The 17,271-nt window shown below is 58.3% G+C and carries 13 protein-coding genes and 2 tRNA genes; 5 read left to right on the forward strand and 10 right to left on the reverse strand.

Features of this window, described 5'->3' with window-relative positions:
• Positions 1–92: 92 nt before the first annotated feature.
• The 4 genes from ACTQXO_RS00880 (at position 93) to ACTQXO_RS00895 (ending at position 5,080) form a co-directional block, all read left to right on the forward strand.
• Positions 93–1,550 (forward strand): L,D-transpeptidase, encoded by a 1,458-nt coding sequence (locus tag ACTQXO_RS00880; RefSeq protein WP_441030867.1) that lies wholly within the window; start codon positions 93–95, stop codon positions 1,548–1,550.
• Between the two features lie 127 nt (positions 1,551–1,677).
• Positions 1,678–3,096, forward strand: coding sequence for an efflux RND transporter periplasmic adaptor subunit (locus ACTQXO_RS00885; RefSeq protein ID WP_441030864.1), 1,419 nt, complete (start codon positions 1,678–1,680; stop codon positions 3,094–3,096).
• On the forward strand, positions 3,096–3,869 hold the full coding sequence (locus ACTQXO_RS00890; RefSeq protein WP_441030861.1) for an ABC transporter ATP-binding protein: 774 nt from the start codon (positions 3,096–3,098) through the stop codon (positions 3,867–3,869). Before ACTQXO_RS00885 ends, ACTQXO_RS00890 begins: the two co-directional genes overlap by 1 nt.
• Positions 3,866–5,080, forward strand: a complete 1,215-nt coding sequence (locus tag ACTQXO_RS00895) for an ABC transporter permease (RefSeq protein ID WP_441030858.1) — start codon at positions 3,866–3,868, stop codon at positions 5,078–5,080. The genes ACTQXO_RS00890 and ACTQXO_RS00895 overlap by 4 nt, the downstream gene beginning before the upstream one ends.
• Before the next feature lie 93 nt (positions 5,081–5,173).
• Here ACTQXO_RS00895 and ACTQXO_RS00900 read toward each other — a convergent pair whose 3' ends face one another.
• The 10 genes from ACTQXO_RS00900 to ACTQXO_RS00945 all read right to left on the reverse strand — a co-directional run bounded on the left by ACTQXO_RS00900 (position 5,174) and on the right by ACTQXO_RS00945 (position 16,108).
• On the reverse strand, positions 5,174–5,785 hold the full coding sequence (locus ACTQXO_RS00900) for a TetR/AcrR family transcriptional regulator (RefSeq protein WP_441030855.1): 612 nt from the start codon (positions 5,783–5,785) through the stop codon (positions 5,174–5,176).
• Between the two features lie 136 nt (positions 5,786–5,921).
• Positions 5,922–7,214, reverse strand: coding sequence for a lysylphosphatidylglycerol synthase transmembrane domain-containing protein (locus tag ACTQXO_RS00905; protein WP_441545365.1), 1,293 nt, complete (start codon positions 7,212–7,214; stop codon positions 5,922–5,924).
• Between the two features lie 151 nt (positions 7,215–7,365).
• Positions 7,366–7,442, reverse strand: a tRNA-Glu gene (locus ACTQXO_RS00910).
• 22 nt (positions 7,443–7,464) lie between these two features.
• Positions 7,465–7,541: transfer RNA gene (locus tag ACTQXO_RS00915), tRNA-Glu, on the reverse strand.
• A 226-nt stretch (positions 7,542–7,767) separates the two neighbouring features.
• Complete coding sequence (locus ACTQXO_RS00920) at positions 7,768–9,162, reverse strand: CCA tRNA nucleotidyltransferase (protein WP_441030849.1); 1,395 nt, start codon at positions 9,160–9,162, stop codon at positions 7,768–7,770.
• A gap of 192 nt (positions 9,163–9,354) precedes the next feature.
• Entirely contained in the window at positions 9,355–10,287 is a 933-nt protein-coding gene (locus ACTQXO_RS00925; protein ID WP_418863073.1) for a 1-phosphofructokinase family hexose kinase, read from the reverse strand.
• A 188-nt stretch (positions 10,288–10,475) separates the two neighbouring features.
• Positions 10,476–11,408 carry a 1-phosphofructokinase family hexose kinase gene (locus ACTQXO_RS00930; protein WP_349125764.1) on the reverse strand — a complete coding sequence of 311 codons (933 nt, stop codon included), beginning with the start codon at positions 11,406–11,408 and terminating at the stop codon, positions 10,476–10,478.
• A 73-nt stretch (positions 11,409–11,481) separates the two neighbouring features.
• The gene (ptsP, locus tag ACTQXO_RS00935) at positions 11,482–13,185 is read right to left on the reverse strand and encodes a phosphoenolpyruvate--protein phosphotransferase (protein ID WP_427728175.1); all 1,704 of its coding nucleotides are present in this window, start codon (positions 13,183–13,185) and stop codon (positions 11,482–11,484) included.
• Between the two features lie 133 nt (positions 13,186–13,318).
• Positions 13,319–13,582 carry an HPr family phosphocarrier protein gene (locus ACTQXO_RS00940; protein ID WP_022094575.1) on the reverse strand — a complete coding sequence of 88 codons (264 nt, stop codon included), beginning with the start codon at positions 13,580–13,582 and terminating at the stop codon, positions 13,319–13,321.
• A gap of 516 nt (positions 13,583–14,098) precedes the next feature.
• Positions 14,099–16,108, reverse strand: a complete 2,010-nt coding sequence (locus tag ACTQXO_RS00945) for a fructose-specific PTS transporter subunit EIIC (protein ID WP_427728173.1) — start codon at positions 16,106–16,108, stop codon at positions 14,099–14,101.
• A gap of 271 nt (positions 16,109–16,379) precedes the next feature.
• On the opposite strand from ACTQXO_RS00945, the gene ACTQXO_RS00950 reads away from it, so the two are divergent.
• On the forward strand, positions 16,380–17,237 hold the full coding sequence (locus ACTQXO_RS00950) for a MurR/RpiR family transcriptional regulator (RefSeq protein WP_441030842.1): 858 nt from the start codon (positions 16,380–16,382) through the stop codon (positions 17,235–17,237).
• Positions 17,238–17,271 lie beyond the last annotated feature (34 nt).

Below are 17,271 nucleotides of genomic sequence, written 5' to 3' on the forward strand. Positions count from 1 at the left end.
CGACTAAGCACGCGCCTTCACACACGCAAAACCATCACAAGGGCCCCCGTGGGTCAGAGAACCACGCCAACGGGAAAAAATCCGGGGCGAAAATGACCCTTTTCGTTGCTCTGGGCCTCATTGTTGTCGTTTACATTGTTGGCGTTGTCGCATTTTCGCAGGTAGCCTACCCCAACACCACCATTGCCGGCATCGACGTCTCGTTCTCCAACGCTTCGTCTGCTGCCACTAAGGTCAACTCGGCATGGAAGCACTATAAGCTCACCGTGACAGGCGATGACTTTAACTGGACCTATCAGCCCGAGTCCGATGAACCCATCGTCGACGGCGAAGCTGCCGCAAAAGAAATCATCAGCCGCAACGAAGCCTTTATATGGCCGGTCCGCCTTGTGGAATCCTTAAGCGGCAAGACCAAAACAATCGCTACCTCCAACGAAGTCGATCTTGAACAAGACGTCGACCTGTCCATGCTCTCTGACACCTTTGACCAAAAGAAGTTTGAGGAGGATCTGGGCGCCGCCATTGACGAGTTTAACGAGGGCCGTTCGGGTACGTTCGAGGCCAATAGCTCCTATGACGAGCAAGCCGGCAAGTTTACCGTCGAGAAGGCGCGCTCCAACGAAAAACTCAACCGCGAGCATGTCATTAAGTATGCCGAGCTCGAGCTTGCCTCGCTGGCCGAGACCGTAGATCTTTCCAAGCTCGGCAACGATGCCTATGAGCCGCTCAATGAAACGCTGACCAATGATCAGATTCAGGCCGCATGCGATGCCGCCAACAACTTCTTGGGCGTCAACGTCACCCTCAAGCTCAACGGCGAGGATGCCGGCAAGGTCGACGGTAGCTCCGTGTTGCAGTGGATCAGCTTTGCCGATCCGGCCAACCCCACACTCGATACGTCGCAGATCGGTAGCTGGGCAGCCGAGCTCGCCAACGGCTTTAATACCGTGGGCACCACCCGCTGGTGGACGCGTGCCGATGGCAAAGAATGTGCCGTCGAGGGCGGTGACTTTGGCTGGTCCGTCGATAGCGACGCACTCGCCAAGCAGGTCGAGGACGCCATTAACAACAAGCAGACCGGCGAAATCGAGATTAAGTACTCCCAGAAGGCCGACACCTATTCCGCAAAGGGAGAGCCCGACTGGAAGGCGTATATCGACGTCGACCTGTCCGAGCAGCACGCGCGCTACTATGACGAGAACGGTAATATTGTTTGGGAAGCCAACTTTATCTCGGGCAAACCGGGAGAGGATGCCACCCCCGAGGGTGTTTGGCAGATCAATAGCAATGACGGCGCAAGCAAGCTCATCGGTGCCAAAGACCCAAAGACCGGAAAACCAAAATACGAAAGCCCCGTGTCATATTGGATGCCGTTTGAAGGCAACATGGTTGGTTTCCATGATGCAACATGGCAAAACGATCAGAGCTTTGACGACCCAAATTCGTACAAATGGTGCGGCAGCCACGGTTGCATCAACTTGCGTCTGGCCGATGCCAAGGCACTCCACGATTGCATCAACGTAGGCCTATGCGTGGTCGTGCACTCATAGCACATCACATGCAACACAACAAAGCCTCGTGTCACCTACCTTTTAATGCTGAAAGAAACACGTATACGCACCCGCCCAACCGGCGGGTGCGTATACTTATCGCGATACGTTCTATAAAGGAGACGCTATGTCGAATGTCCCCACCATCACCTCGGGTCCAGACGATGCCGAGCACACACCGGAAAGCGCAACTGAAACCCTACCGCTTATCACAAGCGTCCCCACTACGCAGCAAAACGACAACGTACAAGGTGGCGCCGGGATATCCGATGATGAGGCTTATGCCAAACTCAAGGCCAAACGTGCCGAGCGGCGTCATGAAAAGCTCGTCCGACGCGGTATCGCGGCCGGCATTGCGGGCGTCATTATCCTGTTATCCATTATCGCGCGCATTGTCCTCAATTCGCAGCCGCAGTCTGTAGGCGCACCCGTGACCGATATGGTCATGGAAGGCACCTATACCACGACCGTCGAGGCAAAAGGACAGCTCAAGCCCATTTCGGCCTCAGTCGTCTCCCCATCTGTCGACGGTACGGTGGCACAGATCAACGTGCAGACCGGACAGAGCGTCAACGAGGGCGACGTACTCATGACTATCAAAAACGATGAACTCGATAGCGCCGCTGCAGAGGCGCAGCGTGCGGTCACGGCCGCCCAGGAAGACTTGAAAACCGCACAGGCAGCACTCGCCGCTGCACAGGCCGCACCGGAGATGGATGCCGACGGAGCGACCATCCCTGCTGACGCAACCGCCGACGCCAGCGCTGTCTCAAGCGCCCAACGCAACCTTGCCTCGGCCCAGGCAACACTCGAGCAGGCAAATGCGAAAGCGGCCGAGCGTACCGTGAAGGCCCCTAGCTCGGGTAGCATCGTCGAGCTCAACACCAAAGTGGGAGCCACCGTAGCCGGAGGCATGGTCATGGGCGAAGGCGACGTGAGCGGCGGCAAGCAGTGCATGCAGATCGCCGACCTCTCAAAGATGAAGGTGACGGTTCAGGTGGGCGAAAAGGACATCGCCAAGATCGCCGTGGGTCAGAGCGCCAACGTGACCTATCCTGCGTTTCCCGATATCGTGAGTCAGGGTACCGTCACGGCTATCGCGTCGATGGCAAACTCTGACTCCACTTACGGTGGCGGCGGCAGCGTGACCTTTAACGTCGACATCCTCATAGAAGCACCTCATAGCCGCCTTAAGCCCGGAATGACTGCCGAGGTCTCGGTGGTAACCGAGCAGCTCGACGATGTGGTGATGGTGCCGACCATGGCGCTCATGACCGAGGATGGCGAGCACTATTACGTCAACGTGGCAACCGACGGTGAAGGCAAGGAGATGCGCCGCGTGAAGGTGACCATTGTGACGCAAAACGATAACGACGCCGTGGTCGGCAAGACGCAGGTCAAGCGCGACGACCAGGGCAATGAGATCAACGCAGACGTACCGGTTACCAAGCTGCGCGACGGCGACACCCTCATCGTGGACACCGGCGCAGGCATGACGGCCGACGGCGACGACTCTGGCAGCATGTCTGCCGACGAGGGCTTGTAATGCGTCCCGTCATCAACATCCGCAACGTGCATCGCATTTTTGAGAGCGAAGCCGGCTGCGCCCATATCCTGCATAACGTGAGCCTGGCAGTGAATCCCGGCGAATTCGTGGCCATTACCGGCCCTTCTGGCTCGGGCAAGTCAACGCTCATGAACATCCTGGGCTGCCTGGACAAGCCAACGGCAGGCGATTATTACCTGCAGGGCCTCAACGTGGCGGAGCTCGACGATGACGAGCTCACCGAAGTCCGCGCCCTGAGCATCGGCTTTGTCTTTCAGAGCTTTAACCTGCTGCCGCGCCTATCGGTCATCGAAAACGTCATGCTGCCGCTGTCGTACACCAACGTGCCGCGGTCTCAGCGTGAGATGCGCGCCGTTCATGCGCTGCAAGCCGTCACGCTGCCGGTCGACCACTGGGACCACCGCATCTCCGAGCTCTCAGGCGGACAGATGCAGAGGGTTGCCATCGCGCGCGCCCTCGTCAACGACCCGCCCATCATCCTGGCGGACGAGCCGACGGGAAACCTGGACTCCGCCACCGGAGCGCTCGTGATGGAGACCTTCCACAAACTCCAGGAACGTGGCAAGACCATTGTGCTCATCACGCATGATCCCGGTATCGCCGCCGAGGCCGACCGTGCCGTAACCATTCGCGACGGCCGAATCCACGACGGCGCGTACATCGCGCACGCACCGCAGACCCTGCACGGCGCCATTGATAACCTGCCCATGATTTCCGCACACGCCAATCCGACGAAAGGAGTGAAGGCATGAGCACGCGCGACCTTATCCAAGAAGCCCTTCACTCCCTCGAGGCCAACAAGGGACGCAGCCTACTCACCATCCTGGGCATTGTTATTGGCATCGCCTCCGTCATTGCCATGACCTCGCTTATCGGCGGTATCCAAAACAGCCTGGTCAACAGCCTGGGCCTCAACGCCGCGCGTATGGTGCAGATTTATTCGTCGCAAGAGCTCACCGAGTCGGACGTTGAGAATCTTCGCAAGATGGTGCCGCAGATCGAGCAGATCGGTATCGTGGACAGTGCCTATACCGAGTACAAGGCCGGTGACAAAAGCTATAACGTCATGGCGCAGGGCGTCGATAGCGACATGCTCGACGCAGTGGGCGCCAGCAAGCTCGTCGCGGGGCGCACCTATACCCAGGCTGAGTCCCAATCTGGCGCACGCGTGGCGCTCATCAGCCGCGGCGGCGCGGACCAGCTGTACGGCAACGAACAGGACGCGCTCGGCAAGACCATCAAGGTGTCGAACGGCGAGGTGCAGATTATCGGCGTTATCGACGGCGGCAGCGACTCCATGGGCTCACTCACGCTCTACATGCCGCGCGAGACCATCTCGGGCCTCTTTGGCGACAAGAACCCGTCTTTTCCCAGCGTAACGGCGCTCGCCGCCGAGGGTACGGACATAGATGAGTTGTGCAAGACGATTGAATCCAAGGTGCGCAGCATGAAGGGCATCGCGGATGACGACGAATATGACAGCGTGTCGGCGACCTCAATGAAAAGCGCCATCGACGCCCTCAACTCCTTTATGGGCGCGTTTTCGCTCATCATGGGCGCCGTTGCCAGCATTTCGCTGCTCGTGGGCGGTATCGGCATCATGAACATGATGCTCACCAATGTGACCGAACGCATCCGCGAGATCGGTATTCGTCGAGCCTTGGGTGCCAGCCGTCGCGATATCACCGCACAGTTTTTGGCCGAGTCTTCGGCGCTGTGCATCACCGGCGGCATTTTGGGTGTCGTGATTGGCTATCTTCTGGCCTGGGGGCTCACGTTCTTTGCCGCCAACTCGGCCATTATGGACGAATTTGGAGCCACCGGGTCGATTACGCCGAGCTTCTCCATTTCGACTGTGCTGGTCGCGTTTGCCGTATCGGTCGGCATCGGCGTGATCTTTGGCTTCTACCCCGCCCGCCGCGCCGCAAAGCTCGATCCAGTCGAGTGCCTGCGCTATCAGTAAGTCATAACCTTACACACGCAACAATTTGGGCCCGTGTCTGCGATCCGTCACAAGGTCACGGGCCCAAATTGTTGCCAAGAATGCGGGCCTTAGCTATCCGAGCTTAGAATCCAGGCTCGAAAGGCCGTTCAGGGTCAGGTCGTTGGCGACCGCCGAGACGCGCTCGATGGGAACCGAGCCGTCGGACAATGCCCACGTGCGGTAAATGCCGATAATGCCCGAAAGCAAAAACGCCAGATAATAGTCGAACAGCTCGTCCTTTAAGCCATCGGGCAGCAGGTCGCGCTCGGCAATCTCGTGCTCGAGCGGCACACGCAAGCGCGTCATAAAATCGTCGAGCGGAATGTTTTCAATCAGCTGGCGATTGAGCACCAAATTGTTGCACAGCGCCTCGTTAACGGTTTTGAAGAAGGTCGCCGCCGCTCCGAGTGCGCGCTCGTTGGTGTTACCGCCCATAGAGGAAAGCGTCTTCTCGACTGAGTCGACAATCATCTCGACCACATCCACGGCAATGGCATCGAGCAAGCCGTCCACCGTGCCAAAGTGCACGTAGAAGGTCTTACGGTCGACATTTGCCTCGCGCGCGATGGCGCTCACCGTAATATCGGCGAGGGGCTTTTCCATCAGCAGTCGCTCGAATGCCGAAAGAATCGCATTGCGACTGCGAACGATGCGGCGGTCAAGGCGCGGTTTAGTGGTGGCCATAGACGTGCCCCCTTCATGTCAACTGCCCACCTATAGCTCCTGTACAAGTGGGAGATAATCAACGTAAGAGGATTATCCTACATCTAGCATCGCAATGACGAGCATCATTAAGAACGCACGACTCACCAACTGGGCTCTAGGGCCGCTTCTTTTTATTGAGCGCCGCAGGGGAAACGCGGATACCGTCGCCAGTCTGACGAACATAGGTCTTCCGTGCCGGTTTAGAGGCCACAGCAGTCTTTTGAGCATGCTGATTGGGGTCCACGGTAACCTGAGAGGCTGGATGTGCTTTAACGGACGCAGAAGGCTTCTGAGTAGTGCGTCCGAGCTTGCACATCATACGGTCCCAGCGCGCATGGATACTCTCGTTATGAGCGCTCTTAAGGCCCAAAAGAGGGGCGGCCAAAATGGTCGGCGCGATAAAGGTGATCAGACGCCAAAGCAGATAGCCGGCAGTCGCTGCCGTGCCAAAAAAGTGACCCAGGAACAGCGCGAAGCCGCCCTCGGCACCACCGGTGCCGCCAGGCAGCGGGACGGCGGAACTCAACAGCTGTACAAAAGCACTCGCCGCCATGACCGAGAAAAAGTCAACGTCGTACTGACCAAAGGCAAGCATCAAAAAATACGGAACCAGGTAGAAAAACGCCAGCTGCAACATGGTGATGACGACCGTGAGCAGCATGGACGAAAAATGGCCGGCAGAGAGTTTGAATTTCTCGGAGAACGAGTAGATCTCACCATCGACAAAGGTACGCCAACCCTCGATCTTAGTAGCGGAAACGCCCATGCGCTCGAGCCAATTGATAATACAATGTGCGACGCGCGTGACGGTCTTGGGCATCAACGCCACGGCAAAGATGCCGAGAAGAATGCAGCAGTGGCCGCCAAAACTAAAGACGCAAAGCAGCGTCATGTCGCCATAGCGCTCGGCGAAAAACGGCATGCGGGCGAGCAGCAGAATGGCACCCCATGCCACCAAACCAAACTGGTACACGATAAAGCGGGTGAACTGCGTGGCACCCGCTTCGCCCACATTTTGGCCAGCTTTGGTCAGGCGATAAATCTGGGCAGGCGTGGAGCCCATCATCATGGGCGTCAGGTTGCCAAAGAAAATGCCGCTCGCCTCGACCGAAATGAGGTCGCGGATGCCGACAGGCGAATTGGGATCGAGCCATACGGCAATCGCGTACGCCACGATGCCAAAAAACAAGTATAGGAACATGCAGAAGCACGCGGAAGCGAGCCACGGCGCCTGAACGCTAGCCATGGCGGCCCAGAACTGACCCATCTGACCGGTCACGACCAAATAGACGATATAGCCCACCAGCACAATGCCAATAAAGATGGCACCACGACGTGCGCTCTTGTTGTCATCGCCGCCCGAAACATCGACTTGAGGCTTTGGGGTATGCTGAGAGGACTCCGTCATGAGGCTCCTTCTGACCATCAATGTATCTGGCCTATTGTACCCGTATGGGAGATAAGCAAAACGTAAAGCTATGGGGCAAATGGGATTAACAGACAAGCCCGCAGGTAATAAAAAACCCGACCTTCGAAAAGAAGGTCGGGTATCCAAAACTTGGTAGCCCGTACCAGATTCGAACTGGTGATCTCCGCCTTGAGAGGGCGGCGTCCTAAACCGCTAGACGAACGGGCCATAAGCCTCAGCAGAAAAGAAGTGGTAGCCCGTACCAGATTCGAACTGGTGATCTCCGCCTTGAGAGGGCGGCGTCCTAAACCGCTAGACGAACGGGCCACATGACACCTGCACTGCCGTGCTGCGAGGACATATATTACGGGACAAAAAACGCGAGCGCAAGAAGAAATTCCAAATTGGCCAAATTTTGTCGTGAGGTTATGAAACACACAGGTCAACCTGGTAGCTAATTTGGGACGGGGCTTTTTTAGCTACCCCTGCCAGAATCACGATTGTTCGTCCTATTGACAGCGGGGGTAGCTAAAAAAGCCCCGTCCCAAATGAGCTACCCCAGGTTGAGGTGGGTCAGAAGGGCCTCGCGGGTATTGGGGACGTTGTCTTCGATCACGGCGTCGAGGGCGACGTTGAGAAGCTGTCCCAGCTCAGGCCCCGGTTTGACGCCGGCGCGAATCAGGTCCCCTCCGTTGATGCCAAGCATCTTAAGCGTATAGGGCTCCCCCGCTTCCAACAGTTCGTGTGCGAGCGAACGCATCTCCTCGATCGTCTCGACGTAATAGAAGCACGACGGTGCCTTACCCAGCGTATCGGCACGCTTAAGGTCCATAAGCTCGTCAATCAAACGCGGTGTGTCGACGCCCTCTCCCGAAAGCGAGCGCATCATATTGAGCAAACAGGAGCGCTCGGGGCGCAACGGCTTATCGTGATACCTGATAAGCAGACACACGTCGCGAACCAAATCGTGCGAAAGCGCCAAGCGATCCATAATAGCGCGCGCTTTCTTGGCACCAAGCTCAGGATGACCGTAAAAGTGGCCGCTGCCCGCATGATCGACCGTAAAGCAATCGGGCTTGGAGACATCGTGCAAAAACGCTGCCCACATTAAGCTCGACGAAGGCGCCACGCCGTCACACAGCGCCAGCTCCCCCGCTACCGTCAAAACGCGAGCGATATGATCGTAGACATTAAAGGCGTGGTAGACGCTGCGCTGGTCAAACCCACGAGCCGGCGCAAGCTCGGGCACGGCGGCGCAAACAAGCTCGGGGTAGCGCAGCATCGCGTCTCCCCCGTGACCGGTCGATAGAATCCCCTCGAGCTCGATGCCCACGCGTTCACGTGCCACGGCATCGAGCAGCGGCGAGCACTCGGCAAGCGCCTGTTTGGTCTTAGGCTCGATCATAAAATCCAGACGGCAGGCAAAACGCACGGCGCGCAGCATGCGAAGCGCATCCTCGTTAAAGCGACGCTTGGGATCTCCGACGGCACGAATCAGCTTACGCTGCAGGTCGCCCTGGCCATCATAACGGTCGACAAGACCGCGCTGGGGATGCCAAGCCATGGCGTTAACGGTAAAGTCACGACGTGCCAGATCGTCCTCAAGCGACGCCGCACGCTCCACACTCTGGGGATGGCGACCATCGGTGTAAAAACCGTCCAGGCGATACGTCGTGACCTCAATACGCTCATCGTCACAAAGGGCGGTAATGCCGCCAAATTTTATGCCCGACTCAACTACCGCAATGCCGGCTGCCTCGAGCGCCGCCTTGGACTCTTGCCACAGGCCGCTACAGCACATGTCAACATCGTGGCTGGGACGTCCCATCAGGGCGTCACGCACCCAACCGCCTACGAACCAGGCCTCGAGACCGGCGTCCTCAAGCGCACGTAGCACACGCAGGGAGGCATCTGTGGGCTGCGTACCGTTGAGCGAAACATTACACATACCTATGGCCTCCTACGCTTGCGAGCGTTAAACGATGGTTCTCAAGCAGTCTAGCAAGAAACAAGCGTGAGCGCACATGAAATCACATCGTCGATTCGCGCGAACGAGACAGTAGAGCCCATGCGGCCAACAGATAAAAACACCCGCCTCGGAGATCCAAAGCGGGTGTTCGGCAACGATGTGTCTAAACGGTTAGCAGACCTGGCGAACGTCGATGAGCTTCTTATATTCGTCCACCTTGGCAAAATCGCCCAAACCAGGGCACTCGACCACGTTGGCACCGGTTGCCATCGAGAGGCGCAGGGCGTCCTCGACGCACTCGGGGGCATCATGCCACACGGACAGGAAGGCGGCAAGCGAGGAATCGCCGGCGCAGACCGTCGAGAGCAGCTTGACCTCAAAGGTGCGTTTGGCAAACCAAATGTGCTCGCCGTTGGAGAAGTACGCGCCGTCGCCACCAAGGGTCAACAGCACATTCTTAGCGCCCTTGGCATGCAGCTCAGCCATAGCGCACTTAACGGTCTCGTCGTCGCCACCGCTCACCTTAATGCCAAAGATGTCGAGCAGCTCGTCGTCGTTGGGCTTAATGAGCAACGGCTCCATGGCAATGAGATCGGCCAGCTGATGGCTCGAAATATCGAGCACGAACTCGGCACCCTTTGCCTTAACACGGCGAAGAACTTCGGCCAGGAAACCCTCGGAGGTGTTGGGGGGCAGCGAGCCGCTAATGACCAGGCAGGTCATGTCGTCGAGCGAGTCGATGAGCTCAAACATCTCCTGCTCGTTGGCGGCATTGATGGCAGCGCCTGCATTGACCATGTTGTACTCGGTATCGGGACCGGCGTTGAGGAAAACGTTGACGCGCGTGATGCCGTCAGTCCACACGGGCTTGACGGGCACACCCAGGGCCTCGGCGCCCTTGACGATATACTCGCCTGAGAAGCCGGCAAAAAAGCCCAGGATCGTGGTGTCGACACCGTAGTGATCGAGGGTGAACGAGACGTTGAGACCCTTGCCATTGGGCGTATAAACCGCGTTGCGCGTGCGGGTGACGGTGTTGGCGGAAAGTCCGTCGCAGGAAATGTTGTAATCAATGGCGGGATTTGCAGTGAGCGTGTAAATCATGAATGTTCCTTTCACAAAACAACGTGTTAATGAAAGTATATTCCACGCATAGACAAAAGGCTAGGACAACTCGGTGAACGGTGTGGAAGCGATGAAGTACGGCAGGACACGTCTCCCCCATGGCGGAACAAAAAAGCGCCCCGGCCGGAACCGGGGCGCCATATAGCCACGAATATGTAGCGTTTCGCTTACTTGCGATCGAGCTTGCGGACAGCAACGCGCTTACTATACTCATCGACGTGACCGAAGTCGCCGATGCCCACGGACTCGGCAACGTTGGCGCCGGTGGCCATAGCGAGCTTCATGGCCTCCTCGACGTTATCGCGATCCCTGTACCACTTGTGCAGGAACGCAGCGAGAGTGCAGTCGCCGGCGCAGACGGAAGAGACCAGCTTGATGTTGAACTCACGCTTAGCGTACCAGATGTCCTCGCCGTTGGAGAAGTAAGCGTCGCCGCGGCTACCACGGGTGAGCAGCACGTTCTGGACGCCGGCATCGTGAGCCATCTTCATAGCAACGCGGACCTCGTCGTCGGTGTCGACCGGCACGCCAAAGATGGCCTTCATCTCGTGATGGTTCGGCTTGATGAGCAGCGGCTTCTTGTGAGCGAGCTCCTTGAGCTTGTCGGAAGACAGGTCCAGGACGACGTCGGCGCCACGAGCCTGAGCGTGCTCCATGACCTGAGCCAGGAAGTCGGGCGTAGCTTTGGGAGGCACGGAGCCGGAGACAATCAGGCACTCAAGATCGCCCGCGGTGTCCAGGATGTTGTAGAGCTCCTTCTGGTGCTCCGGCGTAATCGGGGCGCCGGGGTTAAGGATGCCGTACTCGTGCTGGCCATCGTTGACATAGGTGTTGATACGCGTGATGCCGTCGGTCCAGACCGGGCGGCACAGGCAACCCAGGTTCATGACCTCCTCGACGATGAACTTGCCCGTGAAGCCGGCGAAGAAGCCGAGCGCGACGGTGTCGACGCCCATCTTCTTAAAGGCGAAGGACACGTCGAGGCCCTTGCCGTTAGCCGTGTAGCTGGCCGAGCCGGTGCGGACGTTCTCGTCGGGCTCGAGCGGAGAGCTCGAAACCGTCATGTCGACAGCCGGGTTAGCGGTTAGCGTGTAGAACATTTACAGTACCCCCTGTATATTTGAGAGCGCGCGGCCAGCCCATTCCAACCACGCGGTTACCTCTGATACCAAATTAGCGAGCGGCAGCCTCAAGCAGCGCCTTGACCTCTTCGGCAGTGTTGCAGGCGAGCGCCTTCTCGGCGAGATCGTCGCACTCGGCCTTGGTCCACTGGCTGATGGTCTTGCGGGCGCGAAGGATAGACGGAGCGCTCATCGAGAACTCCTCCAGGCCCCAGCTGATCAGCAGCGGCTCAAGCAGCGGATCGGCAGCGGCCTCGCCGCACATACCGACCATGATGCCAGCCTTGACGCCGCTCTCGATGATGTTCTTGAGCGAGCGAAGCACGGCGGGATAGTACACCTGGTACAGGTTAGAAATGGTGTCGTTACCACGGTCGGCACACATGGTGTAGCCGATCAGGTCGTTGGTGCCGATCGAGAAGAAGTCGGCGACCTCGGCCAGGCGGTCAGCGATCAGCGATGCGGCAGGCGTCTCGACCATAATGCCGACCTCGATGTTCTCGTTGAACTTGCGGCCCTCTTCGGTCAACTCGGACTTGCACTCCTCGACGAGCTCCTTAACGGCCAAGACCTCCTCGACGCAAGTGACGAGCGGGATCATGATCTTGACATCACCGAAGGCGCTGGCGCGCAGCAGAGCGCGGAGCTGTACCTTGTACTGGTCGGGGTTGGCCAGGCAGTAACGCACGGCACGGAAGCCCATGAAGGGGTTCTCTTCCTTGACCATGTGCAGGTACGGGATCTCTTTGTCGCCACCCACGTCGAGCGTACGGATGATGACCGGAGCGCCATTGAGCGCGCTGGCAACCTTGCGATAGGCGTTGAACTGCTCCTCCTCGGAAGGAAGCTCGGCGGAGTCCATGAACAGGAACTCGGAACGGAACAGGCCAATGGCCTCGGCGTCGTGATCGAGCGCGTTGGGCACATCATCGGGGTTACCGATGTTGCAGGCAATGATCTTCTTGATGCCATCGGCAGTCACGGACGGCTTGCCACGGAAAGCCTCGAGGGCTGCCTTCTCGGCAGCGAAAGCCTCGGCCTTGGCGGTATAGGCGGCGAGCGTCTCCTCGTCGGGATCGGCCTCGACGATACCCTTGCCACCGTCGACGACAACGGTCATGCCGTTGCGGAGCGCGGTGCAGCTGTTGGCAACCGAAAGGACAGCCGGAATCTCGAGGGCGCGGGCGATGATCGCGGAGTGCGACGTGCGGCCACCGGTCTCGGTGACGATACCGGCAACGTGGGCCTTATCGATCGTGGCGGTCATGGACGGCGTAAGGTCGTGCACGACAACGACAGTGTTTTCGGGCAGGACGGAGAGATCGACGACCTCCTTGCCCAAAAGCTCGGCCAGAATACCGGTGCGGATGTCGGCGATGTCTGCCGCGCGCAGGCGGAACATCTCATCGTCCATGGACAGGAACATGTTCTCAAACATGGTCGAGGTGTCCATGAGCGCCTGCTCGGCGCAGGTGCCGCCGTCAATGGCGGCGTTGATGGCGTCGGTCATGCCCGGGTCCTGAGCCAGGACGATGTGTCCGCTCATGATCTCGGCCTCGGCCTCGCCCACCGTCTCCTTCATGTGGTCGGCCTGAGCCTGAGTCTTCTCGCAGAAGACCGAAAGAGCGGTCTGGTAGCGCTCCTTCTCTGCTGCCGAATCAGCAACCTCGTGCGGCTCAAACGTCAAGTCGGGTTCGACGGCAACCATGACGGTGCCGATACCGATGCCCTCGGAAGCGTTGACTCCCTGATACATTCCTATTCCTCTCTCCGTGTCATGTGATAAAGCGTTTTGCCATATCCATGACAAAAGAGCGCAGTTCCCTTTAAACAGGTCACTGCGCCCCCAAATATGAACTTAGTTGTTCAACATGCGACCCGTTTGAGTTCTACTCGCCAAGACCGCTCTTGATGAGCTCGATGGCAGCAGCCAGAGCCTCGGCCTCGTCAGCGCCGTCGCACTTGACCTCGACCTCGGTACCGCAGGGGATGCCGGCAGCCATGAGGGCCATCGGGGACTTGCCGTTGACCTCCTTCTCGGGGGTGACGACCGTCACGTCGCAGGCGTACTTGCCCATGGTGGAGGCGAAGAGGCCAGCCGGACGCATGTGAAGACCCTGAGGATTAACGAGGGTAGCCTTCTCAGAAACCATAATTGACTCCTTTTTTGTGTTTAACCCCTATCAGCCATGCGACAGGAGCCATATTCACGACGTTGATTATATTAACTCACATCAAACGGTTTTTCATTATGTTTCGCACGAATTGTTGGACAGATGTCGTTCCTGCACGCTCGCCTGCCGGGCGGGGCGGTTAAGTTTGCTGCTCTACAGTCCTGCTCGCACGAAGAGCACATTAAGTGCTCTTCGGCTCGTGCGGAACTCGCGATAAATCTCACAGGCCGCGACCGGCCCCCTGTGGGCGAGCAAGCTGCGGAAACTCAGTCGGTCCAAAGCAATATCGTGCGAACGAAATTCTGGCTGATAATTTGTTCGCCTGGTTAATCTGGTTGATGCGGTTGTCTATGCCCTCCTGTGAACTGAGGAGTATCCCGAACTGTCGGCAGAAAGGAAACGTGTCTAAATACCGGGTAACTTGAAAAAGGCGGGGACCCCTGATGGAGTCTCCGCCTTATATACAGGGGGCGATGTTATTCGCAAGCTGCGGGATTAGACCAGACGGGCGTTGATCGTCTTAGCGATCTCGGCAGCGTCGGTGGAACCCTTAACGGTGGCACGGAAGCCCTCGTCCATGAGCGCCTCGGCGACCTTGGACAGGATCTTGAGATGCGTGGTGCCGGCCTGGGCACCGGGGATGAGCAGGGCAATAGCCACGTTGACGGGAGCGCCGTCCATGGTGTCCCAACCGGTCACGCCAGAGTCGTCCTTGACGACGATGACGGCGGCCTCGGTAATGGCATCAGACTTGGCATGCGGAATAGCGAAGCCCTCCATCATGCCCGTGGTGCCCTCGGCCTCGCGGGCCAGGAAGGCGTTCATTACGGCGTCGGCGTCGTCAGCGATACCGGCCTTGACAGCCTGGTTGGAGACAAAGCTCAGGGCCTCGTCACGAGAAGCAAAGTCCTCGGCGACAAAAACGTTCTCGACCTTCACGAAGTCGGAAGCCTCAGCCTTGGGGGCCTCGACGGCAGCGGCCTTGGGAGCCTCGACCGGCTTAGCAGCAGCGGCGGGAGCGGCCTTCTGTTTCTTCTCGAAGTCATACTTCTTGAAAGCAACGAACAGGATGCCACCGACCACGGCGCCGATGAGGATCGCGAGGACCCACAGCGGACCGTTCTCGACAACGGGCAGGACCAGGAAACCACCGTGAGGCGCCGGATCGTGGACGTTGAACATAATGGTCAGGATCGAGGCGATGGAGGAACCGAGCATCATGATGGGCATGACGGGCCAGATGTTCTTGGTCATGAACGGAATGGCGCCCTCGGTGATGTGGGTGCAACCAAGGATGAGGTTGACGATACCGGCGTCATGATCCTCCTGGCTGAAATACTTCTTGCCGACGATAACGGCAAAGGTGGTGATCAGCGGCGGAACGATGCAGGCGGCGGAGACGGCAGCCATGAAGTTGGTGCCGAAGTTATAGGTGTCGGTGCCGACACCGGCAGCCAGGGCCTCGGTGAGCATAGCGGTACCGGTGACGTAAGCAGCCTTGTTGACCGGGCCGCCCATATCAAAGGCGCACATGCAGCCAATGGCAAGGCCCAGGACAACAGCGCCAGAGGCAGACAGACCCTTGAGGAAGTCCATCATGGCGGTGTTAATGGCAGCCATGGGGCCGGAGATGCCGAGCATAACCAGACCGACGATGGCGGTCGAGAACAGCGGGTACAGGAAGATAGCCTTGAGGCCGTCCAGGTTCTTGGGCAGCTTGGCAAAAACCTTCTCGAGCAGCAGGATGACATAGCCAGAGAGGAAGCCGCCGACGATGCCGCCCAGGAAGCCGAAGCCCACGCCGGCACCGCCGGCATCGATCATGCCGGTCTCGGCATTAACGGGCAGGCCCTGGATGGCGATCATACCGGCGACAAAGCCGGGAACGAGCGCCGGGCGCTTGCCGATGGACTCGGCGATATAGGCGGAAAGCACGGGAACCATGAGGTTCATGGCGATGCCGCCGATGATCTTGAGCATAGCGGCAAAGCTGTTGTAGTCGGCAGCCGTCGAATCGAAGGACGTGATGCCCCACAGGAACGAAACGGCGGTCAGAACACCACCGGCAACGACGAAGACCAGCATGTGGCTGACGCCGTTCATGAGGTGCTTATAGATGATGTGACCGATGGACTCCTTCTCCTCGACCTCATCCTCGACATCGGCAGCAGCCGCAACCGTGTCGTCGCCCTTGGCGGCGAGAGCGCGGTCGATCAGCTTGCCGGCAGCCTCGACGGACAGGGCCTTGGAAACACCGACGGAAACCATGGGCTTACCGGCGAAACGCTCCGCCTGGACATCCTTATCGGCTGCGACGACGACGGCCTTGGCACCGGCGATCTCACCCTTCGTGAGTTCGTTCTCGACACCGACCTGGCCATGAGTCTCGACCTTAATGGTCAGACCTCGCTCGGCAGCTGCCTTCTCCAGCGCCTCCTTCGCCATGAAGGTGTGCGCGATGCCGGTCGGGCAACCGGTGGCGGCGATGATGTCAAACTTAGCCATGTGTCCCTCCTTCTTGAGTTCTGCGCCCGCGGGCGCTCCCCTACACGCGCGTCCTTGCGCGCTTTTCCACATTTGAAAGATACCAACCCAGCGCTTTCGCGGAAAGGGAAATGTCCCAATTCTCCGGTGAAAGGTTCTTTCATAACCGTAAACGGTCGATGAAAGTTTACCATCAACTATTGAAACAGCAAGGTGTATCTTGTAATTAAAATCCCCGTATACTAGAGCGGCACACAACAAGACAGCTTTTAATGCCAACCAGGAGTCATCCATGTCCAATAGCAGCAAGAGCGCACTCTCCCTTATTAGCACGCACAAGGGATACAGCGAGTCCGAGCAGCGCATTGTCGACTATATCCTAGAGCACCAGTCCGAGGCACCGCTCCTAACAGCCGCCCAGCTCTCGCGCGCCGCCGCAACCTCCGAGGCCACCGTCTCGCGCTTCTGCCGCAAGCTGGGCTTTGGAAGCTTTCGCAGCTTTCAGTTTTCGCTGGCGCGCGACCTGGAGAGCCAGCGCAACGAGGGCCTGACCGACGAGGTCTCGCTCGATAATATGGAGCAGAGCCTCAAAAACATCCTCGCCGCAAAGGTCAGTGAACTCAATGCGACCATCGATGGCATTGATCACGATACACTGGCAGCCGTCGTGCACGCGTTTAAGAACGCAGGGGCTATCGAGTTTGCAGCCGTAGGTAATACCAACGCCGTTGCGCTTGACGCGACGTTTAAGTTTTCACAACTGGGCCTTCGCTGTATGTCAAGCACCATCAGCGAGACATCAATCGGCTTTGCGCTCACGTTGCGCCCCGGCGACGTTATCGTGCTGATCTCGAACTCTGGCAAGTCGCGTCGACTGAATCGCATGGCAAAAGCGGCTCGAGGCTGTGGTGCCACCGTAGTCGTCATCAGCAGCGACAGCAAGTCTCCGCTTGCTCGCCTAGCCGACTACACCTTTAATACCGTGAACCACGAGGCGCTGCTCACCACGGGCGACTTTGCGTTCTCCAAGATCAGCGCCACGATGATCATCGAGGTCATCTACAACTTCCTGCTGCCCGAAATCGAGGACGCCCGAGAGCACATCAGCTACTACGAGGAGCTTATCCAGCCGGATAAGGTCGTGGAATAGAAATTTTGGCGAGCCGACAAACGCCACTCACCAC

It is taken from the genome of Collinsella sp. LCP19S3_D5 (assembly GCF_052121415.1).
In the GTDB taxonomy this organism is placed as follows: Bacteria; Actinomycetota; Coriobacteriia; order Coriobacteriales; family Coriobacteriaceae; genus Collinsella.

Bases quoted from the DNA above. Each gene is read 5' to 3' on its own strand.
- ACTQXO_RS00880 (WP_441030867.1), top strand. From the start codon at position 93: ATGACCCTTTTCGTTGCTCTGGGCCTCATTGTTGTCGTTTACATTGTT.
- ACTQXO_RS00885 (WP_441030864.1), top strand. From the start codon at position 1,678: ATGTCGAATGTCCCCACCATCACCTCGGGTCCAGACGATGCCGAGCAC.
- ACTQXO_RS00890 (WP_441030861.1), top strand. From the start codon at position 3,096: ATGCGTCCCGTCATCAACATCCGCAACGTGCATCGCATTTTTGAGAGC.
- ACTQXO_RS00895 (WP_441030858.1), top strand. From the start codon at position 3,866: ATGAGCACGCGCGACCTTATCCAAGAAGCCCTTCACTCCCTCGAGGCC.
- ACTQXO_RS00900 (WP_441030855.1), bottom strand. From the start codon at position 5,785: ATGGCCACCACTAAACCGCGCCTTGACCGCCGCATCGTTCGCAGTCGC.
- ACTQXO_RS00905 (WP_441545365.1), bottom strand. From the start codon at position 7,214: ATGACGGAGTCCTCTCAGCATACCCCAAAGCCTCAAGTCGATGTTTCG.
- ACTQXO_RS00920 (WP_441030849.1), bottom strand. From the start codon at position 9,162: ATGTGTAATGTTTCGCTCAACGGTACGCAGCCCACAGATGCCTCCCTG.
- ACTQXO_RS00925 (WP_418863073.1), bottom strand. From the start codon at position 10,287: ATGATTTACACGCTCACTGCAAATCCCGCCATTGATTACAACATTTCC.
- ACTQXO_RS00930 (WP_349125764.1), bottom strand. From the start codon at position 11,408: ATGTTCTACACGCTAACCGCTAACCCGGCTGTCGACATGACGGTTTCG.
- ptsP (WP_427728175.1), bottom strand. From the start codon at position 13,185: ATGTATCAGGGAGTCAACGCTTCCGAGGGCATCGGTATCGGCACCGTC.
- ACTQXO_RS00940 (WP_022094575.1), bottom strand. From the start codon at position 13,582: ATGGTTTCTGAGAAGGCTACCCTCGTTAATCCTCAGGGTCTTCACATG.
- ACTQXO_RS00945 (WP_427728173.1), bottom strand. From the start codon at position 16,108: ATGGCTAAGTTTGACATCATCGCCGCCACCGGTTGCCCGACCGGCATC.
- ACTQXO_RS00950 (WP_441030842.1), top strand. From the start codon at position 16,380: ATGTCCAATAGCAGCAAGAGCGCACTCTCCCTTATTAGCACGCACAAG.